Raw genomic sequence first — 23,363 nt, forward strand, 5'->3', positions numbered from 1 at the left:
TAAACACCATTGCCAGCGCAATGGTGTTTTTGTTTTTATCTGCTTTATACTTGGGCCGACGCCCTGGCGGTAAAGCAAAGACGATAAAAGCGCCCCAGGGATGGATATTCAAAAAAGAGTGAGTGACATGGAACCAAAAACAAAAAAACAGCGTTCGCTTTATATTCCTTACGCTGGCCCTGTACTGCTGGAATTTCCGTTGTTGAATAAAGGCAGTGCCTTCAGCATGGAAGAACGCCGTAACTTCAACCTGCTGGGGTTACTGCCGGAAGTGGTCGAAACCATCGAAGAACAAGCGGAACGTGCGTGGATCCAGTATCAGGGATTCAAAACCGAAATCGACAAACACATCTACCTGCGTAACATCCAGGACACCAACGAAACCCTCTTCTACCGCCTGGTGAACAATCATCTTGATGAGATGATGCCCGTCATTTATACCCCAACCGTCGGCGCGGCCTGTGAACGTTTCTCCGAGATCTACCGTCGTTCGCGCGGCGTGTTTATCTCTTACCAGAACCGCCACAATATGGACGACATCCTGCAAAACGTGCCGAATCACAACATTAAAGTGATTGTGGTGACGGATGGCGAACGTATCCTGGGCCTGGGTGATCAGGGTATCGGCGGGATGGGCATTCCAATCGGTAAACTGTCGCTCTATACCGCCTGTGGCGGCATCAGCCCGGCGTATACGCTGCCGGTAGTATTGGACGTTGGCACCAACAATCAGCAACTGCTTAACGACCCGCTGTATATGGGCTGGCGGAACCCGCGTATCACCGACGACGAATACTATGAATTTGTTGATGAATTTATCCAGGCCGTGAAGCAACGCTGGCCTGACGTGTTGCTGCAGTTTGAAGATTTCGCACAGAAAAACGCGATGCCGCTGCTGAACCGTTATCGCAATGAAATATGTTCCTTTAATGATGACATTCAGGGGACCGCCGCGGTAACGGTCGGAACGCTGATAGCAGCCAGTCGCGCGGCGGGTGGTCAGTTAAGCGAGAAAAAAATCGTCTTCCTCGGCGCTGGCTCTGCGGGATGCGGCATTGCGGAGATGATCATCGCCCAGACCCAGCGCGAAGGATTAAGCGAGGAAGCGGCGCGGCAGAAAGTGTTTATGGTCGATCGCTTTGGCCTGCTGACCGACAAGATGCCAAATCTGCTGCCTTTCCAGACCAAACTGGTGCAGAAGCGGGACAATCTCAGCGGCTGGGATACCGACAGCGATGTGCTGTCACTGCTCGATGTGGTGCGCAATGTCAAACCGGATATTCTGATTGGCGTCTCCGGACAGGCCGGGCTGTTTACGGAAGAGATCATCCGCGAAATGCACAAGCATTGCCCACGCCCAATCGTGATGCCTCTCTCTAACCCGACATCACGCGTCGAAGCCACGCCGCAGGACATTATTGCCTGGACCGAAGGTAATGCGCTGGTCGCCACTGGCAGCCCGTTTAATCCCGTGGTATGGAAAGATAAAATCTACCCTATCGCCCAGTGTAACAACGCCTTTATCTTCCCGGGGATCGGGCTGGGCGTTATTGCTTCCGGCGCGTCACGCATCACCGATGAGATGTTGATGTCGGCAAGTGAAACCCTGGCGCAGTATTCTCCTCTGGTGCTGAACGGCGAAGGTCTGGTATTGCCGGAACTAAAAGATATTCAGAAAGTCTCCCGGGCTATAGCTTTTGCGGTCGGCAAAATGGCTCAGCAACAAGGCGTGGCGGTGAAAACCTCCGCCGAAGCTTTGCAACAAGCCATTGACGATAATTTCTGGCAAGCCGAATACCGCGACTACCGTCGTACTTCCATCTAAGTCTCTGCCCGGTAGTGAACGCTGCCGGGCAATTTTTCTCTCCCTTTTTCAGATCTCATCCATACTGGGTAGTGGCGAATAAATCTCATTTGCCTCACCTGCTATGCAGAACATCATCCGAAAAGGAGGAACTATGAAGGCTGCGGTTGTTACGAAGGATCATCATGTTGACGTTACGGATAAAACGCTGCGCTCACTGAAACACGGTGAAGCTCTGTTAAAAATGGAGTGTTGTGGTGTATGTCATACCGATCTTCATGTTAAGAATGGCGATTTTGGTGATAAGACCGGCGTAATTCTGGGGCACGAAGGCATTGGTGTGGTGGCGGAAGTTGGCCCTGGAGTAACTTCATTGAAACCAGGCGATCGCGCAAGCGTAGCATGGTTCTTTGAAGGATGCGGTCATTGCGAATACTGTAACAGCGGCAACGAAACCCTCTGCCGTTCAGTTAAAAATGCCGGATACAGCGTTGATGGCGGGATGGCTGAAGAGTGCATCGTGGTCGCTGATTACGCGGTCAAAGTGCCGGATGGCCTGGACTCGGCTGCCGCCAGCAGCATTACCTGCGCGGGCGTCACCACCTATAAAGCGGTGAAACTGTCAAAAATTCGCCCCGGGCAGTGGATTGCTATCTACGGTCTTGGCGGTCTGGGCAACCTCGCCCTGCAATATGCGAAGAATGTCTTTAACGCCAAAGTGATCGCCATTGATGTCAATGATGAGCAACTGAAACTGGCGACCGAGATGGGCGCTGATTTAGCAATTAACTCACGCTCTGAAGATGCTGCCAAAATTGTGCAAGAGAAAACCGGTGGCGCTCATGCCGCGGTGGTGACGGCGGTAGCAAAAGCCGCATTTAACTCGGCGGTCGACGCCGTTCGCGCAGGTGGGCGTGTCGTGGCTGTAGGTCTACCGCCGGAATCTATGAGTCTTGATATTCCACGGCTGGTGCTGGATGGCATTGAAGTCGTAGGTTCGCTGGTTGGCACGCGCCAGGATTTAACCGAAGCCTTCCAGTTTGCCGCCGAAGGTAAAGTGGTGCCAAAAGTCGCCCTGCGTCCGTTAGTGGACATCAACACCATCTTTACCGAGATGGAAGAAGGTAAAATCCGTGGCCGTATGGTGATTGATTTCCGTCGCTAAGAGTCCTTTGCTGCGACTGCCATGTTCGGGTCGCAGCCTGTTTTGCGAGACGCTTTCCGCAATTTCACTCTTCTTCTTTTCCTCCCCGATCTTTCCCCTCACAATTCGCGAAAACGTAGCGAAATTTGTTGCGCTGCACGGAACAATAGTGATAGTGTTCCTTTCGAAGGAACAAGGATGAAGAGATGATAATGAATTTCAGACACAAGGGATTGCGTGACTTGTTTCTTCTCGGCAAAACCTCCGGCGTTATACCGACGCAAGTCAAACGATTACGCCACCGACTCGCTGTGATTGATGCAGCAAGCTGTCTTGCTGATATCGATATGCCCGGTTACCGACTACACCCGTTAAGCGGCGATCGCGATGAAATTTGGACGATATCTGTCTCGGGCAACTGGCGACTCACATTTGAATTCGTCAATGGCGATGCATACATACTGGATTACGAGGACTATCACTGATGAAAATGGCCAATCATCCCCGCCCGGGGGACATTATTCAGGAATCACTGGACGAACTTAATGTCAGCCTGCGCGAGTTTGCCAGAGCAATGGAAATTGCGCCCTCAACGGCAAGCCGATTGCTGACCGGAAAAGCAGCTTTGACACCAGAAATGGCGATTAAACTTTCCGTGGTGATCGGCAGTTCGCCGCAAATGTGGCTGAATCTGCAAAACGCCTGGAGCCTGGCAGAGGCTGAAAAAACGGTGGATGTGTCGCGACTGCGCCGTCTGGTTACGCAATAAAAAAATGGCACCTTATAAAGCGCCATTTGAAACTGATGACAAACGCAACATTGCCCGATGCGCTACGCTTATCAGGCCTACACGTTCACTGCAATCTATTCTGCAATCTATTGGATTTGAACGGTTTGTAGGCCGGATAAGGCGTTCACGCCGCATCCGGCATGAACAAACTACAATAAAAAATGGCGCCTTTTACAGCGCCATTTTCAGCTTAAAGCTCAAAAGAGATTATATCCCTTCTTCACTCTCTTTTTTCGCTTCGGCCTTCTCGATTTCACGATACCAGCGCGGATGGTGTTTCTTCGCCCAACGACGGCTCACCTTTCCTTCGACCATCCCTTTAATCGACCCTTTCACCCAGAATGCCATATACATATGGATCAGGATGGCGTGGATCAGGATGATACCCGCGGCTGCGTGGATCAGCAGACTGTAGCGGACAACCTGAATCGGGAAGTACTGCGCAAAGTACGGACGCCAGATAATCACCCCGGTCACCAGCAGCACGAAAATCATGCTCATGATCGACCAGAACATCATCTTCTGCCCGGCGTTGTACTTACCGACATCCGCCACTTTGTGCTCATTGCCTTTCAATACTTCGACAATGTTCAACAGCCACGGAATATCTTTCTTATCCGGGATGTTGTGATGCACAAAGCGGAAGAACATAAACATCAGCGCGACAAAAATCGCAATGCCGAAGAATGGGTGCAAAATGCGTCCCATCTGCGGCGTACCGAAGGTTTGCGTCAGCCATTGCAGCGTCGGGAAGAAGAACGAAATCCCGGAAAGTGCCACCAGGAAGAAGCAAATCACCACGGTCCAGTGACAGGCGCGATCAATAAACTTGGTGCGCACAATCATTTTCGACTTACGCATGATTTCCCTCCTCGTCATCGTCCACTTCCTTATTCGGGCCAATACCGATGTAGTGGAAAATCAACCCGGCAAAGGTGGCGATAAAGCCAGCCGCTGCCAGCGGTTTCAACGCGCCTTTCCACAAGTTCACCGAAGTATCAATCTTCGGCTCCTTCGGTAGACCGTGATACAGCTCCGGCTGATCGGCGTGATGCAACACATACATAACGTGCGTGCCACCAACCCCTTCCGGGTTGTAGACGCCAGCATGTTCGTAGCCACGCGCTTTCAGTTTCGCCACCCGCTGTTCCGCCAGCTCCAGCATCTCCTTCTTGGTGCCGAAGTGGATCGCCCCGGTCGGACAGGTTTTCACACAAGCCGGTTCCTGGCCGACGCTGACGCGATCGACGCAGAGGGTGCATTTATATACCCGGTTATCCTCTTTGTTGAGGCGCGGAATATTAAACGGACACCCGGCAATGCAGTAACCACAGCCGATGCAGTTTTCCGACTGAAAATCGACAATGCCGTTAGCGTACTGAATGATTGCACCGGCAGACGGACACGCCTTCAGGCAGCCCGGATCTTCACAGTGCATACAGCCGTCTTTACGGATCAGCCACTCCAGCTTACCGTTCTGTTCGGTTTCGCTAAAGCGCATCACCGTCCAGGATTTGGCGCTCAGATCGGCGGGGTTATCGTAGACCCCGACGCAGTGCCCCACTTCATCACGGATGTCGTTCCACTCCGAACATGCCACCTGGCAGGCTTTACAGCCGATACAGGTGGAAACGTCGATAAGTTTCGCGACTTCTGCTTTGTAATCACGCACCTGCGAAGGCGGCGTGATGGAGTTAGTTGCGGACCTTTTGATAATGTCCTGCGTTTCCATAGCCATCTGTTCGCCCCCTTACGCCTTCTCGATGTTGACTAAGAACGCTTTATATTCCGGCGTTTGCGAGTTTGCATCACCGACATTCGGCGTCAGAGTGTTAGCGATATAGCCTTTACGCGCGACACCCTCAAAGCCCCAGTGGATTGGAATACCCACCGTTTCTACCTGTTGACCGTTAACGTTCAGCGGCTTCAGACGGCGCGTTACCACGGCCACCGCGCGGATAAAGCCACGCTTACTGGAGACAGTGACACGATCGCCATTGGCAATGCCTTTCGCCGCCGCCAGCGTTTCGCTGATTTCCACAAACTGTTCCGGCTGGGCGATTGCGTTGAGCAATGCGTGCTTGGTCCAGGTGTGGAAGTGCTCGGTCAGACGGTAGGTCGTACCCACGTAAGGGAACTGCTCTTTTTTACCCATCCGCAGCGCATCTTGTTCATACAGACGCACGACCGGGTTAGACACCACGTTTGGATGCAGCGGGTTCGTACCCAGCGGCGTTTCAATCGGCTCGTAGTGTTCCGGGAATGGACCTTCTGCCATTTTGTTGATGGCAAACAAGCGTCCCATCCCTTCCGGCTGCATGATAAACGGCCCGGTTGGCGTACCCGGTGCGGCATTGCCGAAGTCCGGAATATCATTGCCCGTCCACTTGCTGCCGTTCCACTGGATCAGCATCCGTTTCGGATCCCACGGTTTACCGTTGATATCCGCTGAAGCACGGTTGTACAGCACGCGACGGTTGAGCGGCCACGCCCATGCCCATCCCAGCGTATTCCCCAGACCTGACGGGTCGGAGTTATCGCGGTTGGCCATCTGGTTGCCCTGCTCGGTCCAGCTACCGGTGTAGATCCAGCAAGAAGATGCAGTCGTACCGTCATCACGCAGATGCGCAAAGCTACTCAGCAACTGACCTTTCTTCGCAATCAGCACGCCATTGGCATCATAGAGATCTTCCAGCGCATAGCCGTTGTTCTCTTTTGCCACTTCGTCAGATTGCGGCTCGTGCGGCTGCTTGTAGTTCCAGCTCATCTTCATCAGCGGTTCTACGCCTTTACCACCTTCGGCTTTATACAGCTCGCGCAGATGGTGGTAGATACCCGCCAGAATTTCACCGTCGTTACGCGCTTCGCCCGGAGCATCCTGACCTTTCCAGTGCCACTGCAACCAGCGACCGGAGTTGGCGATAGAGCCATCTTCTTCAGCAAAGCAGGTCGAAGGCAGACGGAATACCTCGGTCTGGATAGACGCCGGATCGACATCGTTCGACTCGCCGTGGTTCTGCCAGAAGGTGGAGGTTTCAGTCACCAGCGGATCGATAACCACCATGTATTTCAGCTTACTCAGGCAGCTAACCACTTTGTTTTTGTCCGGGAAGGACGCAACCGGGTTAAAGCCCTGGCAGAAATAACCGCTGACCTTGCCTTCGTCCATCATGTTGAAATACTTGATGACGTCGTAGGTCTGATCCCACTTCGGCAGCCAGTCGTAACCCCAGTTGTTTTCTTTCTGTGCGGCATCGCCGTAGAAAGATTTCATCAGGCTAACGAAGAACTTCGGATAATTGCTCCAGTAGTTCACCTGATCAGCCAGCGTCGCTTTCGGCGTATTCGCTTCCAGATACGACTGCAGATCAACCTGTTTTTCTGACGGCAGCGTCAGATAACCCGGTAAGCTGGTAGAGAGCAGACCTAAGTCGGTCAGACCCTGAATGTTGGAGTGGCCGCGCAGCGCGTTCACGCCACCACCAGCCATACCCATATTGCCGAGCAGCAACTGGATCATCGCCATAGTACGAATGTTCTGCGCACCGACAGTGTGCTGCGTCCAGCCCAGGGCGTACAGGAAGGTGGTTGTGCGATCCGGCGCGCTGGTGGAGGCCAGCACTTCACACACTTTCAGGAAGTCGGCTTTTGGCGTACCACAGATGTTTTCTACAACATCCGGCGTGTAGCGGGAAACGTGCTCTTTCAGCAGGTTCCACACGCAGCGCGGATGAGTCAGCGTATCATCGCGTTTCGCATAGCCATTTTCATCGAACTGATAGTTCCAGGACGACTTATCGTACTGGCGTTTTTCAGCGTCATAGCCGCTGAACAGGCCGTCTTCGAAAGCAAAATCATCACGCACCAGCAGGCTGGCGTTGGTGTAATGCTTAACGTATTCAGCGTTGATTTTGTTGTTTTCGATCAGGTAGCGCAAAACGCCAGACAGGAACGTAATGTCCGTACCGGAACGAATAGGCGCGTAGATATCCGCGACAGAAGCGGTACGCGTAAAACGGGGATCGACAACGATCAAGGTTGCATCGTTGTTGTTTTTCGCTTCCATCGCCCAGCGGAAACCGACGGGATGCGCTTCAGCAGCGTTACCGCCCATCACCATCACGACGTTAGCGTTTTTGATATCCACCCAGTGGTTGGTCATCGCACCGCGACCAAATGTTGGAGCAAGACTTGCTACCGTTGGTCCGTGTCAGACGCGTGCCTGGTTGTCTACCGCCAGCATCCCGAGGGAGCGAGCAAATTTTTGGGTCAGCATCCCGGTTTCGTTGCTGGCACCGGAAGCACACAGCATACCGGTAGAAAGCCAACGGTTAACCGTTACGCCCTGCTCGTTCTTCTCAATAAAGTTGGCATCACGGTCAGCTTTCATCAGCTTCGCAATACGGGAAAATGCTTCATCCCAGCTAATACGCTGCCATTTATCTGAACCTGGAGCGCGATATTCCGGGTAACGCAGACGGTTTTCACTGTTCACGTAGTCCAGCAAACCGGCCCCTTTCGGGCACAGCGCACCGCGGCTTACCGGATGATCCGGATCACCCTCAATGTGATAAATCGCTTCTCTGGCGTTTTTAGCTCCATCACCCAGGCTATACATCAATAGCCCGCAACCTACGGAACAGTATGTGCAGGTGTTACGGATCTCTTTTGCGCGTAATAATTTATAGTTTCGCGCCTGAGCCAGTGCTTGCTTCGGGGCAAAGCCCAATGCTGCTACTGTTGTTCCAGCCATACCGCCCGCGCAGATTTTAAAAAATTGTCTGCGACTGACGTCCATTGCTTTCCTCTTTTTACACGGGTGTAACTGCGCGAGGAAACTAACAGTAAAATTCCGAATCTTTTTGCGCCAAATCAAAAAGAACGCCTGTTTGCCACAAAATAGTTCGCCTTTACAAATTGACCTACCTCAATAGCGGTAGAAAAAGTCACCACGTCCTGACAGGCAGGTTAAAAAAATGCTATAAATTTCAGCGCGATTTTTAATGGCAAGAGAGAAAAAAGAGCAAATATGACAAAACAAAAAGCAACACTCATTGGCCTGATTGCGATCATCTTGTGGAGCACGATGGTTGGGTTGATTCGTGGGGTCAGTGAGGGGCTCGGTCCGGTAGGAGGAGCGGCGGCGATCTATTCATTAAGCGGACTACTATTAATATTCACTGTTGGATTCCCACGTCTTCGGCAGATCCCGAAAGGCTATTTACTTGCTGGCAGCGTATTGTTTGTCAGCTATGAAATTTGCCTCGCGCTTTCTTTGGGATACGCGGCCACCCGCCATCAGGCCATTGAAGTCGGTATGGTGAACTATCTATGGCCCAGCCTGACGATTCTTTTTGCCATTCTTTTTAACGGACAAAAAACAAATTGGCTGATTATTCCAGGATTGCTTTTCGCGTTGATGGGTGTTTGTTGGGTGCTGGGCGGTGAGAATGGCCTGAAATATAATGAAATAATCAATAATATCACTACCAGCCCATTAAGTTATTTTCTGGCGTTTATTGGTGCCTTTATCTGGGCGGCTTATTGCACGGTAACCAATAAATATGCCCGTGGATTTAACGGCATTACCGTTTTCGTTCTTCTGACGGGTGCAAGCCTATGGGTTTACTATTTTCTGTCGCCACAACCAGAGATGGTTTTTAGCACCCCTGTCATCGTCAAACTCATTTCTGCGGCTTTTACTTTAGGATTTGCTTATGCCGCCTGGAATGTCGGTATTTTACATGGCAATGTCACTATTATGGCAGTAGGGTCTTATTTTACCCCCGTACTTTCGTCAGCGCTTGCTGCCGTGCTGCTCAGCGCACCGCTGTCGCTCTCATTCTGGCAAGGCGCACTGATGGTCTGTGGCGGTTCTCTGCTCTGCTGGCTGGCGACACGTCACCGATAAATAAAGATGACAAGATGAGGCCAACGCTTCATACAGCAACAAAACACGTTCAGGGATATGCGGATTTAAAAATTAGTGAAGGCAATGATATATTTTTGTTACATTCAGTAACACATAAGCCTTCAGATAATCCGCTTTCTCACCGCGCGGCTGTGCTTTCTTATCTATTCTTTCATTCAGCACTTCACTCTATTCATCCTTAATTCTAAAAACGGGCGGTTGCGCCCAACGTCCTGTCTTTTCTTTTTTTCATTAACAATGTGTGCATGCGAGGAAGAATATGGCACTGCAAAATGAGAAAAATAATCGTTATCTTTTGCGCGACTGGAAGCCAGAAAATCCGGCATTCTGGGAAAATAAAGGAAAGCATATAGCACGAAGAAATCTCTGGATATCAGTCAGTTGTTTACTTCTTGCGTTCTGTGTCTGGATGTTATTTAGCGCTGTAGCCGTTAATCTCAACAAAATCGGCTTTAATTTTACTACCGATCAACTTTTTTTATTAACCGCATTACCCTCCGTTTCGGGCGCATTATTACGTGTTCCCTACTCCTTTATGGTGCCAATATTTGGTGGACGTCGCTGGACCGTTTTTAGTACCGCTATCCTGATTATTCCCTGCATCTGGCTCGGTTTTGCCGTGCAAAATACAGCTACTCCCTTCGGTGTATTTATTGTAATTGCTCTGCTGTGCGGTTTTGCGGGCGCAAACTTTGCTTCAAGTATGGGAAATATCAGTTTTTTCTTCCCGAAAGCCAAACAAGGTAGCGCACTTGGCATTAATGGCGGACTGGGTAATTTAGGCGTCAGCGTGATGCAACTGGTTGCGCCGCTGGTGATTTTTGTTCCGGTATTTGCCTTTCTTGGTGTTAATGGCGTACCGCAGGCCGATGGCTCTGTGATGTCACTGGCTAATGCTGCCTGGATTTGGGTGCCATTGTTGGTCATTGCCACCATTGCTGCCTGGTCAGGGATGAATGATATTGCCAGTTCACGTGCATCAATTGCCGACCAGTTACCTGTGTTACAACGCCTGCATCTCTGGCTGTTGAGTCTGCTCTACCTCGCCACTTTTGGCTCGTTCATCGGCTTTTCCGCGGGTTTTGCCATGCTGGCAAAAACGCAGTTCCCGGATGTGAATATTCTGCAACTGGCGTTTTTTGGCCCGTTTATCGGTGCCATTGCGCGATCGGTTGGCGGCGCTATCTCCGATAAGTTCGGCGGCGTTCGCGTTACGCTTATCAACTTTATTTTTATGGCTCTGTTCAGTGCGTTGCTGTTTCTGACGTTACCCGGCACGGGTTCAGGTAATTTCATTGCGTTTTACGCCGTATTTATGGGGTTGTTCCTGACGGCGGGTCTGGGAAGTGGCTCTACTTTCCAGATGATTGCCGTCATCTTCCGCCAGATAACCATTTATCGGGTGAAGATGAAAGGCGGTAGCGATGAAGAAGCACAGCGAGAAGCAATCACCGAAACCGCCGCCGCACTTGGCTTTATCTCGGCAATTGGTGCAGTTGGCGGCTTTTTTATTCCACAGGCGTTTGGCATGTCGCTGAATATGACCGGCTCGCCGGTTGGCGCGATGAAAGTGTTTTTAATCTTTTACATCATCTGTGTGCTGCTGACCTGGCTGGTCTATGGTCGGCGGCAGTTTAGCCAAAAATAAGAGATCGATGCCTGATGCGTCTTATCAGTCCTACAACCGTGTCGCCCCCGTAGGTCGGGGTCGGATAAGACGTTTACGCCGCATCCGACAGGGCATCAGATCCCAAATCATTCCTGGAGCAGGAGTCATGTCATGAGTAAACTTTTGGATCGCTTTCGCTACTTCAAACAAAAGGGCGAAACCTTTGCCGATGGCCACGGACAGGTGATGCATAGCAACCGCGACTGGGAGGACAGCTATCGACAACGTTGGCAATTCGACAAAATCGTGCGCTCCACCCACGGCGTTAACTGTACTGGCTCCTGTAGCTGGAAAATCTATGTCAAAAACGGCCTGGTAACGTGGGAAATCCAGCAGACCGACTACCCGCGTACCCGCCCTGACCTGCCCAATCATGAACCCCGCGGCTGCCCACGCGGCGCAAGCTACTCATGGTATCTCTACAGCGCCAACCGCCTGAAATACCCACTAATTCGTAAGCGGTTAATCGAATTGTGGCGCGAAGCACTTAAACAGCACAGCGATCCGGTGCTGGCGTGGGAATCGATTATGCATGACCCGCAAAAGTGCTTAAGCTACAAACAGGTGCGCGGACGCGGCGGGTTTATCCGCTCTAACTGGCAGGAGCTGAATCAACTGATTGCCGCTGCTAACGTCTGGACTATCAAAACTTACGGGCCGGATCGTGTTGCCGGATTCTCTCCGATTCCGGCAATGTCGATGATCTCTTACGCCGCAGGAACACGCTATCTGTCACTACTCGGCGGCACCTGCTTAAGTTTCTATGACTGGTATTGCGACCTGCCACCCGCCTCACCGATGACCTGGGGCGAGCAAACCGACGTCCCTGAATCTGCCGACTGGTATAACTCCAGCTATATCATCGCCTGGGGGTCTAACGTACCGCAGACACGCACGCCAGACGCCCACTTCTTTACTGAAGTACGCTACAAAGGCACCAAAACTATCGCCATTACTCCTGACTACTCGGAGGTGGCGAAACTGTGCGACCAGTGGCTGGCTCCGAAGCAAGGCACCGATAGCGCGCTGGCAATGGCGATGGGGCATGTGATTTTAAAAGAGTTTCATCTCGATAATCCCAGCGATTACTTTATCAACTACTGCCGCCGCTACAGCGATATGCCGATGCTGGTGATGCTGGAACCGCGTGACGATGGCAGCTACGTTCCCGGACGAATGATTCGCGCGTCCGATCTGGTGGATGGACTGGGTGAAAGCAATAACCCGCAGTGGAAAACCGTGGCATTTAATACCGCAGGTGAACTGGTCGTGCCCAACGGTTCGATTGGCTTTCGCTGGGGCGAAAAAGGCAAATGGAATCTGGAATCCATTGCCGCAGGTGCAGAAACCGATTTGTCATTAACCCTGCTCGGCCAACACGACGCTGTCGCTGGCGTGGCTTTCCCCTACTTTGGCGGCATTGAAAATCCGCATTTTCGCAGCGTAAAACACGAACCCGTCCTGGTGCGTCAGTTACCTGTTAAAAACCTGACATTAGCCGATGGCAACACCTGTCCGGTCGTCAGCGTTTATGATCTGGTGCTGGCAAACTACGGCCTCGATCGCGGGCTGGAGGACGAAAACAGCGCGAAAGATTACGATGAAATCAAAGCCTACACCCCGGCCTGGGGTGAGCAAATTACCGGTGTACCGCGCCAGTATATTGAAACCATCGCCCGTGAATTTGCCGATACCGCCCATAAAACCCACGGGCGCTCGATGATTATCCTCGGTGCTGGCGTCAACCACTGGTATCACATGGATATGAACTACCGTGGGATGATCAATATGTTGATTTTCTGCGGTTGTGTCGGGCAAAGCGGCGGCGGCTGGGCGCATTACGTTGGTCAGGAAAAACTGCGCCCGCAAACCGGCTGGCTGCCGCTGGCATTTGCGCTGGACTGGAACCGGCCACCGCGCCAGATGAACAGCACTTCGTTTTTCTACAATCACTCCAGCCAATGGCGCTATGAAAAAGTCACCGCCCAGGAACTGCTCTCACCGCTGGCCGATGCCAGTAAATACAGCGGTCATCTGATTGATTTCAACGTTCGCGCTGAGCGCATGGGTTGGCTACCTTCCGCGCCGCAACTGGGGCGTAACCCGCTCGGGCTGAAAGCCGAAGCCGATAAGGCCGGATTATCACCCACCGAATTTACCGCTCAGGCGTTGAAGTCAGGCGAGTTACGCATGGCCTGCGAACAGCCGGACAACGGCAGCAATCATCCGCGTAACCTGTTTGTCTGGCGCTCTAACCTGCTTGGCTCCTCCGGCAAGGGTCACGAGTATATGCAGAAATATCTGCTGGGTACGGAAAGTGGCATTCAGGGGCAAGAACTTGGGCCGACGGAGGGAATTCAACCGGAAGAAGTAGAGTGGCAAACCGCCGCGATAGAGGGAAAGCTCGACCTGCTGGTAACGCTCGATTTCCGTATGTCCAGCACCTGCCTGTTTTCCGATATCGTCCTGCCTACCGCCACGTGGTATGAGAAAGACGATATGAATACCTCGGATATGCATCCGTTTATTCATCCACTTTCTGCAGCGGTCGATCCCGCCTGGGAATCACGCAGCGACTGGGAAATCTACAAGGGTATCGCCAAAGCGTTCTCGCAAGTGTGCGTGGGCCATCTCGGCAAAGAAACTGACGTGGTACTTCAGCCATTGTTACACGACTCTCCGGCAGAGCTATCCCAACCTTGCGAAGTGCTCGACTGGCGCAAAGGTGAATGCGATCTGATCCCCGGCAAGACTGCGCCTAATATTGTGGCGGTGGAGCGCGACTACCCTGCTACCTACGAACGCTTTACCTCGCTGGGGCCGTTGATGGACAAACTCGGCAACGGTGGTAAAGGTATTTCATGGAATACCCAGGATGAAATCGATTTCCTCGGCAAACTCAATTACACCAAACGCGATGGCCCGGCTCAGGGGCGTCCGCTGATTGATACCGCCATTGATGCATCGGAAGTGATTCTGGCGCTGGCACCGGAAACCAACGGCCATGTTGCGGTAAAAGCCTGGCAGGCGCTGGGTGAGATCACCGGACGCGAACATACTCATCTGGCGCGGCATAAAGAAGATGAAAAGATTCGCTTCCGCGATATTCAGGCGCAGCCGCGTAAAATCATCTCCAGCCCGACCTGGTCTGGCCTGGAAAGCGATCACGTCTCCTACAATGCGGGATACACCAACGTTCACGAGTTAATTCCGTGGCGCACGTTGTCAGGCCGTCAGCAGCTCTATCAGGATCACCCGTGGATGCGTGCCTTTGGCGAAAGTCTGGTGGCTTATCGCCCACCTATCGACACCCGTAGCGTTAGCGAAATGCGCCAGATCCCACCAAACGGCTTTCCGGAAAAAGCCCTTAACTTCCTGACACCGCATCAGAAATGGGGCATTCACTCCACTTATAGTGAAAACCTGTTGATGCTGACGCTCTCACGCGGTGGACCGATTGTCTGGATCAGCGAAACCGATGCCCGTGAACTGACTATTGTTGATAACGACTGGGTGGAGGTCTTTAACGCCAACGGTGCGCTGACTGCCCGCGCGGTAGTCAGCCAGCGTGTACCGCCGGGCATGACCATGATGTATCACGCTCAGGAACGGATTATGAATATCCCCGGCTCGGAAGTGACCGGAATGCGCGGCGGTATTCACAACTCGGTCACCCGCGTTTGTCCGAAACCGACGCATATGATTGGCGGTTACGCGCAACTGGCCTGGGGCTTTAACTACTACGGCACCGTCGGCTCGAACCGCGACGAGTTCATCATGATCCGCAAGATGAAGAACGTGAACTGGCTGGATGATGAAGGTCGCGATCAGGTACAGGAGGCGAAAAAATGAAAATACGTTCGCAAGTCGGCATGGTGCTTAACCTCGATAAATGTATCGGCTGTCACACCTGTTCGGTGACCTGTAAAAACGTCTGGACTGGACGCGAAGGTATGGAGTACGCGTGGTTTAATAACGTCGAAACCAAACCGGGCATTGGTTACCCGAAAAACTGGGAAGATCAGGAAGAGTGGCAAGGCGGCTGGGTTCGCGATGTCAATGGCAAGATCCGCCCGCGGCTGGGCAGCAAAATGGGCGTGATAACCAAAATCTTTGCCAATCCGGTGATACCGCAGATCGACGACTACTACGAACCTTTTACCTTCGACTATGAACATTTGCATAGCGCGCCGGAAGGTAAACACATTCCCACTGCGCGTCCACGTTCGCTGATCGACGGCAAACGGATGGACAAAGTGATCTGGGGGCCAAACTGGGAAGAACTGCTGGGCGGAGAGTTCGAAAAACGCGCCCGCGACCGCAACTTCGACGCCATGCAAAAGGAGATGTACGGTCAGTTTGAAAATACCTTCATGATGTATTTGCCGCGCTTGTGCGAACACTGCCTTAACCCAAGCTGTGTGGCGACCTGCCCCAGCGGCGCTATCTATAAACGCGAAGAAGACGGCATTGTGCTGATCGACCAGGACAAATGTCGTGGCTGGCGCTTATGCATCAGCGGTTGTCCGTACAAAAAAATCTACTTTAACTGGAAAAGCGGCAAGTCAGAAAAATGCATCTTCTGTTATCCGCGAATTGAGTCCGGACAGCCAACGGTCTGCTCCGAGACCTGCGTAGGTCGCATTCGATATCTTGGTGTGCTGCTCTACGACGCCGACCGCATCGAAGAAGCGGCGAGCACGGAACGTGAAGTTGATCTCTATGAGCGCCAGTGCGAAGTGTTCCTCGATCCGCACGATCCCTCGGTGATCGAAGAAGCCCTGAAGCAAGGTATCCCACACAACGTGATTGACGCCGCCCAGCGTTCGCCGGTTTACAAAATGGCAATGGACTGGAAACTGGCGCTGCCGCTGCACCCTGAATATCGCACCCTGCCGATGGTCTGGTATGTGCCACCGCTGTCACCCATTCAGTCTTACGCCGACGCGGGCGGACTCCCCAAAAGCGAAGGCGTGCTGCCGGCCATCGAAAGCCTGCGTATTCCGGTGCAATACCTCGCCAATATGTTAAGTGCGGGTGATACCGGCCCTGTACTACGGGCACTGAAACGGATGATGGCGATGCGGCACTATATGCGTTCGCAAACCGTAGAAGGCGTAACTGATACCCGCGCAATTGACGAAGTGGGTTTGAGCGTCGCCCAGGTCGAAGATATGTATCGCTATCTCGCTATCGCCAACTATGAAGATCGGTTTGTCATCCCAACCAGTCATCGGGAAATGGCGGGTGATGCGTTTGGAGAGCGTAACGGCTGTGGCTTTACCTTTGGCGACGGTTGCCACGGCTCTGATACCAAATTCAACCTGTTCAACAGTAGCCGGATCGATGCCATCGACATTACCGAAGTACGCAATAAAGCGGAGGGGGAATAATGCAAATCCTCAAAGTGATCGGCTTGTTGATGGAGTATCCGGACGAGCTGCTATGGGAGAACAAAGACGACGCACTGGCGCTGATTCGCCGTAACGCGCCGATGCTCACCGATTTCACCTGCGACCTGCTCAATACACCGCTGTTGGATAAACAGGCTGAATGGTGTGAAGTGTTTGACCGTGGACGTACCACTTCGCTGCTGCTATTCGAACATGTTCATGCCGAGTCCCGCGATCGCGGTCAGGCAATGGTAGATCTGCTGGCGGAGTATGAAAAAGTCGGCCTGCAACTAAATTGTCGCGAGCTGCCTGATTATCTGCCGCTGTATCTGGAGTATTTAAGTGTGCTGCCGGATGACCAGGCTAAAGAAGGTTTGCTCAACGTTGCGCCAATCCTCGCCCTGCTTGGCGGACGCTTAAAACAACGCGAGGCACCGTGGTATCCGTTGTTTGACGCCCTGCTGCATCTGGCGGGAAGTACTCTTTCAAGTGACAGTGTCACAAAACAGATACGCAGCGAGGAGCGCGACGACACCCGTCAGGCGCTGGATGCAGTGTGGGAAGAGGAACAGGTGAAGTTTATTGAAGATAACGCCACGGCGTGTGACAGCTCGCCGCTTAATCAATATCAGCGACGCTTTAGCCAGGATGTCGCACCGCAGTATGTCGACATCAGTGCGGGAGGTGGGAAATGATTCAGTATCTGAACGTCTTTTTTTACGATATCTACCCGTACTTGTGTGGCACGGTTTTTATCCTCGGAAGCTGGCTGCGCTACGATTACGGACAGTACACCTGGCGTGCCTCCTCCAGCCAGATGTTGGATAAACGTGGAATGGTGCTGTGGTCGAACTTGTTCCATATCGGCATTCTGGGGATCTTCTTCGGCCATTTGTTTGGCATGCTAACGCCACACTGGATGTACGCATGGTTTCTGCCAGTGGCGGTAAAACAGCAGATGGCGATGATCCTCGGTGGTATTTGCGGTGTGCTGACACTGATTGGCGGAGCGGGGTTGCTGGTACGCCGTTTAACGAATCCGCGTATCAGGGCGACGTCTTCTGGTGCGGATATCCTGATCCTCGCCATTTTGTTAATTCAGTGCATTCTGGGGTTAACCACCATTCCCTTTTCAGCACAACATCCGGACGGCAGCGAAATGATGAAGCTGGTGGGCTGGGCGCAAAGCATCGTCACTTTCCAGGGCGGTGCATCGACGCATCTTGATGGTGTGGCTTATATCTTCCGCGTTCATCTGGTGTTAGGAATGACCATCTTCCTGCTCTTCCCGTTCACCCGACTGGTGCATGTGTGGAGCGCGCCGTTTGAGTACTTTACCCGTCGGTATCAGATTGTGCGCTCGCGGCGTTGATTCTCACGTTGGCCGGATTAGCCCTTCGCTCTCCGGCCACTTGCAGGCTATGCTAGTTCTCCAGCCACAGGAGAACGTTAATGAAACCGCAGGTTTACCACGTCGATGCTTTTACCTCTCAACCGTTTCGCGGCAATTCTGCCGGTGTTGTTTTCCCTGCCGATGATCTCAGCGAAGCGCAAATGCAGCTTATCGCCCGCGAATTAGGCCATTCTGAAACCGCTTTTCTGCTGCACAGCGACGACAGCGATGTGCGCATTCGCTACTTTACGCCAACGGTTGAAGTGCCGATTTGCGGTCACGCGACCGTGGCGGCGCACTATGTGCGTTCGAAGGTATCAGGTTTGGGGAATTGCACCGTCTGGCAAACGTCACTGGCGGGAAAGCACCGCGTGACTATCGAAAAACATAACGATGATTATCGTATTTCGCTGGAACAAGGTTCCCCTGGCTTTGAGCCACCGCTGGAAGGCGAAACACGTGCGGCGATTATCAACGCGCTTCATCTCACTGAAGACGACATTCTGCCCGGTTTGCCGATCCAGGTGGCGACTACCGGACACTCAAAAGTGATGATCCCGTTGAAGCCGGAAGTGGATATCGATGCCCTTTCACCAGACCTTGCTGCGCTGACTGCCATCAGTAAACAGATTGGCTGTAATGGTTTTTTCCCCTTCCAGATCCGCCCTGGTAAAAATGAAACCGATGGACGCATGTTCTCGCCTGCAATTGGCATTGTGGAAGATCCGGTTACCGGCAATGCCAACGGCCCGATGGGCGCATGGCTGGTGCATCACAACGTGTTACCCCACGATGGCAATGTATTGCGTGTTAAAGGCCATCAGGGGCGCGCATTGGGTCGTGATGGAGTGATTGATGTGACGGTGACAATTCGCGATAACCAGCCGGAGAAAGTGACTATTTCTGGTACGGCGGTGATTTTATTTCATGCCGAGTGGGCAATTGATCTTTAAACCGTTGCCATAAATGGCAGAAAAACAAATTGCCTGATGTGCTTCGCTTATCAGGCCTACAACCGCATCATAATTTATTGAATCTGTTGGCTAATGTAGGCCGGATAAGACGTTTACGCCGCATCCGGCACTCTGAAACAAACTATTTACCTGCCTCCGGATGCGTATCAAATGCTGCCATCACCTGCGCCAGCTCATCCTCAGTGAAACCATGTTTTGCATCATCCACGCCCAGACCAAACTGCTCCTGCATCACGGCATATAACGACGCTACATCTGGCAAATTCTGCTGCTCTGCTACGTGACCATTTTCATAACGGGTAAAATGGAAATTGGTCAACGTCAGCTTGCCGCCATCTGGCAAATGACGGCACATCAGCAAATGATGGCGAAAATGCGATTGCGGCCAGTGCGCCGACCAGAAGTTGCCCATCACATAATCGCTTTGCTGCTGTTCACAGAGATCAAAACGGTACATCGACTGCCAGTGCTGATGATGATTAAACTGCAAAATCCAGTCGTCATTTTCCTGTCGCAGGCGATACTCTCCGTGCAGCGTGGCTTGCACGATGTCAGGCACTAAACGAATCGGCGCGGTTAACGTCTGCCCACCAAAACCGACATCGGCAATCCAGCGTTCATCTTCCAGCTCCACCAACAGCAAACGGTGCGTGCGCGGCGGCAACGATGGTGGATTAGATAACACCACGCGTCCTAACAGACTACGAACGTTGAAACCTAACTCGCGTAACACCCGCTCAAACACGCCATTCTGCTCAAAGCAGTAACCACCACGACGGGCGATGACCAGCTTATCTTCCAGCGATTGATCATCCAACTGCATTTCCCTCGGCAGCAAGACGTCGAGGTTTTCAAACGGAATGGTGCAATTGTGTTTCAGGTGTAATGCGCGCAGCGTGTCGATGTTGACCGCAGCGGCTCCCGACCAGTTAATGCGGGCAAAATAGTGATTCAGAATGGGCGTCATCAGGCGTTTCCCTAAGTGGTTTTATCAACTTATAACCTGGATTAGACGTAGCACCGGCTATTTTGTGCGTTCGTGGACATCCATCACGTTCGTAAATCGCCAATCCCGTTAATTTCGTTGCTTATTGCGTTACGAGCTACGCTTTTAAAACCCCCTTCATAGCGAGGCGATACCGTGAGCCGATTTATTCCCGTCGAGTTGCATCATGCCAGCCGTCTGTTAAACCACGGCCCGACTATTTTGATTACCAGTCACGATAAACTGTCCCAGTTACGAAACGTAATGGCCGCAGCCTGGTCGATGCCTGTAGAATTTGAGCCGCCGCGGGTGGCAATTGTGGTGGATAAATCCACCTGGTCACGGGAGTTGATAGAACGTAGCGGCATGTTTGGCATTGTGATCCCCGGCGTAGCGGCAACTAACTGGACCTGGGCGGTAGGTAGCGTTTCAGGGCGCGATGAAGATAAGTTTAACTGTTACGGCATTCCTGTCGTGAAAGGTCCGGTGCTGGGTTTACCGTTGGTCGAAGAGAAATGTCTGGCGTGGATGGAATGCCGCCTGCTGCCCGCGACTTCTGCGCAAGAAAAATACGATACTCTATTTGGCGAAGTTGTGTCGGCAGCGGCAGACGCGCGGGTATTTGTCGAAGGTCGCTGGCAATTTGATGATGATAAACTCAACACCCTTCACCATTTAGGCGCTGGCACTTTCGTTACCAGCGGTAAACGCGTCACGGCAGGATAGCGCGCTACATGCTGTAACCCGGTTTTTTGATCAATGTCGCCATCTGGGGCGCGATTTCGCTGTCCCAGACAGCTTGCCATGCTTCCGGTTGGATCTGCTGTAGTGCGATGCTGATCGAACTCTCTTTACTGTTCAGATGGCGAATAATGACGTCGGTAATCTCCGCGGCCAGTTCCGCTTTTTGTTGCTCGTCCAGTTCACGGGGAAAACACTTAATATCAATATGTGGCATTGTTATGCTCCTTTTTAAAGACTGCCAGCAAAATTAGCACAAGCCGAAAACGTCATGTGTTCTTTGATGCGAAATGATGTGCAAAGAGATAGCGATATTTACGTCGCCATTTTAATAACGCATATATACTATTAGCTTCCACAATAATAAACACCTGCCTTGTAATATACAGAATCTATTCTTTATTTCTTATCATATTAAGAAAATTCACGACATCCAGCTTGCTGATTTATTAATGCCAATTATAGTTATTCTTGCCCTCACTAAGAATTTTCGCTCGGAATATCCTTTCTTTTATAAAGTCTTTCTGGAGACACTTGCGATGCAGCTTAATCATATTGCTAAAAGTCTGCTAGTCATGGGATTATTCACCACCAGTTCACTTCCTCTCATTGCCGCGGAAGCACCAAAAGAGGCCACCTCAGCCACCCAACAAGCGAATAATGCGCTTTATAGTCAATTACCCTTTTCCGATAACACCGATTTCACTGATGCTCATAAAGGATTCATTGCCCCCATACCTCAGGAGGTGATTAAGGGTGAACAAGGGAACGTCATCTGGAATCCACAGCAATATACTTTTATAAAAGAAGGCGATAAAGCACCTGATACGGTTAACCCAAGTTTATGGCGTCAGGCGCAACTGATAAATATCAGTGGTTTATTTGAAGTAACCGACGGCGTCTATCAAATTCGCAATCTCGATTTATCAAATATGACCATCATCGAAGGTAAAGAAGGTATTACCGTCGTTGACCCACTGGTTTCTGCAGAAACAGCCAAAGTGGGTATGGATCTTTATTACAAAAATCGTGGTCAAAAACCGGTAATGGCAGTTATCTACACGCACAGCCATGTCGATCACTACGGTGGCGTTCGCGGCGTGGTTGATGAAGCTGACGTTAAATCAGGTAAAACAAAAATTTATGCACCAGCCGGTTTTTTAGAGGAGGCCGTTTCAGAAAATATTATGGCTGGCAATGTGATGAGCCGAAGAGCCAGTTATATGTACGGCAACTTATTGAAACCTGATGCTAAAGGCCAGGTTGGAGCCGGGCTGGGAACAACAACGTCAGCAGGAACAGTTACATTGATTGCCCCTACCAACTACATCACCAAAACCGGGCAAAAAGAGACGATCGATGGGTTGACCTACGATTTTCTGATGGCGCCCGGTTCCGAAGCACCTTCTGAAATGTTGTGGTTTATCGAAGAAAAGAAACTGATCGAAACTGCAGAAGATGTCACGCACACCCTCCACAACACCTATTCACTGCGTGGTGCCAAAATTCGTCAACCTCTTCCCTGGTCCAAATACATCAACGAGGCACTCAATTTGTGGGGTGATAAAGCGGAGATAATTCTCGCTCAGCATCACTGGCCAACCTGGGGCAATGACAACGTCGTTAAACTGCTAAAAACCCAACGCGATTTGTATCGTTACATCAACGATCAAACGCTGCGCATGGCGAATCAGGGGCAGACCCGCGATGAGATCGCCGCAAACTTTAAATTACCCTCCTCGCTTGCTAACACCTGGGCGAATCGCGGGTATTACGGTTCGGTGAGTCATGATGTGAAAGCAACTTATGTGCTTTATCTCGGTTGGTTTGATGGTAACCCGGCAACGCTTGATGAATTGCCGCCAGAAGACGCTGCGAAGAAATTTGTCGAATATATGGGCGGTGCTGATGCCATTTTACAAAAAGCCAAACAGGATTATGACCAGGGTAATTTCCGCTGGGTTGCCCAGGTTGTCAGCAAGGTGGTATTTGCCGATCCAAATAACCAGGCTGCGAGAAATCTGGAAGCCGATGCGCTTGAACAGTTAGGCTACCAGGCAGAATCCGGGCCGTGGCGTAATTTCTATCTGACTGGCGCACAGGAATTACGTAACGGCGTGCAAAAACTGCCAACGCCAAATACTGCCAGCCCTGACACTGTACGCGCAATGACGCCGGAAATGTTCTTTGATTATCTTGCGGTGCACATTAATGGCGAGAAAGCAGCAGACGCTAAAGCTGTATTGAATTTTGATTTCGGTGAAGATGGCGGTACTTATAAAGTAGAGCTTGAAAATGGTGTGCTCAATCACACTGCAGGTACGCAAGCATCTGATGCTGACGCGACAATCACTCTCTCCCGCGATGTCTTGAATAAAATCGTTCTGAAGGAAGAGACATTGAAAGAAGCGATAGATAAAGGCGAAGTCAAAATCAGTGGCAATGCAGAGAAACTCAACGAAATGTTAGGCTATATGGATAATTTTGAATTCTGGTTCAATATTGTGACGCCATAAGTTCAGCATAAATTGGGCAGGC

At 51.6% G+C, this 23,363-nt stretch carries 18 protein-coding genes; 13 read left to right on the top strand and 5 right to left on the bottom strand.

The features are described 5' to 3' along the window. Positions 1–127: 127 nt before the first annotated feature. From maeA to A1WG_RS01990, 4 genes are all read left to right on the top strand, one after another. Entirely contained in the window at positions 128–1,825 is a 1,698-nt protein-coding gene (gene maeA, locus A1WG_RS02005; RefSeq protein WP_001516384.1) for a malate dehydrogenase, read from the top strand. Between the two features lie 133 nt (positions 1,826–1,958). Continuing rightward, positions 1,959–2,969, top strand: a complete 1,011-nt coding sequence (gene adhP / locus A1WG_RS02000) for an alcohol dehydrogenase AdhP (protein ID WP_001516385.1) — start codon at positions 1,959–1,961, stop codon at positions 2,967–2,969. Between the two features lie 185 nt (positions 2,970–3,154). Then, the gene (locus tag A1WG_RS01995; protein WP_001516386.1) at positions 3,155–3,433 is read left to right on the top strand and encodes a type II toxin-antitoxin system RelE/ParE family toxin; all 279 of its coding nucleotides are present in this window, start codon (positions 3,155–3,157) and stop codon (positions 3,431–3,433) included. Then, positions 3,433–3,717, top strand: coding sequence for a HigA family addiction module antitoxin (locus tag A1WG_RS01990; protein ID WP_000781370.1), 285 nt, complete (start codon positions 3,433–3,435; stop codon positions 3,715–3,717). Before A1WG_RS01995 ends, A1WG_RS01990 begins: the two co-directional genes overlap by 1 nt. Before the next feature lie 228 nt (positions 3,718–3,945). Here A1WG_RS01990 and fdnI read toward each other — a convergent pair whose 3' ends face one another. From fdnI to fdnG, 3 genes are read right to left on the bottom strand one after another with little or no spacing between them, the layout of a single operon-like run. Then, positions 3,946–4,599, bottom strand: coding sequence for a formate dehydrogenase-N subunit gamma (gene fdnI, locus A1WG_RS01985; protein WP_001516387.1), 654 nt, complete (start codon positions 4,597–4,599; stop codon positions 3,946–3,948). Further along, complete coding sequence (gene fdnH, locus A1WG_RS01980; RefSeq protein WP_001516388.1) at positions 4,592–5,476, bottom strand: formate dehydrogenase N subunit beta; 885 nt, start codon at positions 5,474–5,476, stop codon at positions 4,592–4,594. The genes fdnI and fdnH overlap by 8 nt, the downstream gene beginning before the upstream one ends. 12 nt (positions 5,477–5,488) lie before the next feature. Then, on the bottom strand, positions 5,489–8,536 hold the full coding sequence (gene fdnG / locus A1WG_RS01975) for a formate dehydrogenase-N subunit alpha (RefSeq protein ID WP_077633351.1): 3,048 nt from the start codon (positions 8,534–8,536) through the stop codon (positions 5,489–5,491). 231 nt (positions 8,537–8,767) lie between these two features. Between fdnG and yddG the strand changes: the two genes are divergently transcribed. The 7 genes from yddG (at position 8,768) to A1WG_RS01935 (ending at position 19,078) form a co-directional block, all read left to right on the top strand. Further along, positions 8,768–9,649 carry an aromatic amino acid efflux DMT transporter YddG gene (gene yddG / locus A1WG_RS01965; protein WP_000166096.1) on the top strand — a complete coding sequence of 294 codons (882 nt, stop codon included), beginning with the start codon at positions 8,768–8,770 and terminating at the stop codon, positions 9,647–9,649. A 280-nt stretch (positions 9,650–9,929) separates the two neighbouring features. Then, positions 9,930–11,318: a nitrate/nitrite transporter NarU gene (gene narU / locus A1WG_RS01960; RefSeq protein WP_001207879.1), complete on the top strand. Its 1,389-nt coding sequence runs from the start codon at positions 9,930–9,932 to the stop codon at positions 11,316–11,318. 132 nt (positions 11,319–11,450) lie between these two features. Next, the gene (gene narZ, locus A1WG_RS01955) at positions 11,451–15,191 is read left to right on the top strand and encodes a nitrate reductase Z subunit alpha (RefSeq protein ID WP_001516389.1); all 3,741 of its coding nucleotides are present in this window, start codon (positions 11,451–11,453) and stop codon (positions 15,189–15,191) included. Further along, positions 15,188–16,732, top strand: a complete 1,545-nt coding sequence (gene narH / locus A1WG_RS01950; RefSeq protein WP_000702537.1) for a nitrate reductase subunit beta — start codon at positions 15,188–15,190, stop codon at positions 16,730–16,732. Before narZ ends, narH begins: the two co-directional genes overlap by 4 nt. Beyond that, positions 16,732–17,427 carry a nitrate reductase molybdenum cofactor assembly chaperone gene (gene narW / locus A1WG_RS01945; protein ID WP_001516391.1) on the top strand — a complete coding sequence of 232 codons (696 nt, stop codon included), beginning with the start codon at positions 16,732–16,734 and terminating at the stop codon, positions 17,425–17,427. The genes narH and narW overlap by 1 nt, the downstream gene beginning before the upstream one ends. Next, positions 17,424–18,104 (top strand): respiratory nitrate reductase subunit gamma, encoded by a 681-nt coding sequence (gene narI, locus A1WG_RS01940; RefSeq protein ID WP_000617141.1) that lies wholly within the window; start codon positions 17,424–17,426, stop codon positions 18,102–18,104. The genes narW and narI overlap by 4 nt, the downstream gene beginning before the upstream one ends. An 80-nt stretch (positions 18,105–18,184) precedes the next feature. Continuing rightward, complete coding sequence (locus tag A1WG_RS01935; RefSeq protein ID WP_000804361.1) at positions 18,185–19,078, top strand: PhzF family isomerase; 894 nt, start codon at positions 18,185–18,187, stop codon at positions 19,076–19,078. 142 nt (positions 19,079–19,220) lie between these two features. On the opposite strand, the gene nhoA is transcribed toward A1WG_RS01935, so the two are convergent. Then, positions 19,221–20,066: an N-hydroxyarylamine O-acetyltransferase gene (gene nhoA, locus A1WG_RS01930; RefSeq protein WP_001516392.1), complete on the bottom strand. Its 846-nt coding sequence runs from the start codon at positions 20,064–20,066 to the stop codon at positions 19,221–19,223. A 174-nt stretch (positions 20,067–20,240) separates the two neighbouring features. Between nhoA and A1WG_RS01925 the strand changes: the two genes are divergently transcribed. Continuing rightward, positions 20,241–20,810, top strand: a complete 570-nt coding sequence (locus A1WG_RS01925) for a flavin reductase family protein (RefSeq protein ID WP_000085920.1) — start codon at positions 20,241–20,243, stop codon at positions 20,808–20,810. Positions 20,811–20,814: 4 nt separating this feature from the next. Here the strand turns inward: A1WG_RS01925 and pptA are convergent, their stop codons facing one another. Continuing rightward, positions 20,815–21,042 (bottom strand): tautomerase PptA, encoded by a 228-nt coding sequence (gene pptA / locus A1WG_RS01920; RefSeq protein WP_001120151.1) that lies wholly within the window; start codon positions 21,040–21,042, stop codon positions 20,815–20,817. A 322-nt stretch (positions 21,043–21,364) separates the two neighbouring features. Between pptA and A1WG_RS01915 the strand changes: the two genes are divergently transcribed. After that, positions 21,365–23,341, top strand: coding sequence for an alkyl/aryl-sulfatase (locus A1WG_RS01915; RefSeq protein WP_001516393.1), 1,977 nt, complete (start codon positions 21,365–21,367; stop codon positions 23,339–23,341). Positions 23,342–23,363 lie beyond the last annotated feature (22 nt).

Source organism: Escherichia sp. KTE96, assembly GCF_000408525.1.
GTDB classification, from domain to species: Bacteria; Pseudomonadota; Gammaproteobacteria; order Enterobacterales; family Enterobacteriaceae; genus Escherichia; species Escherichia marmotae.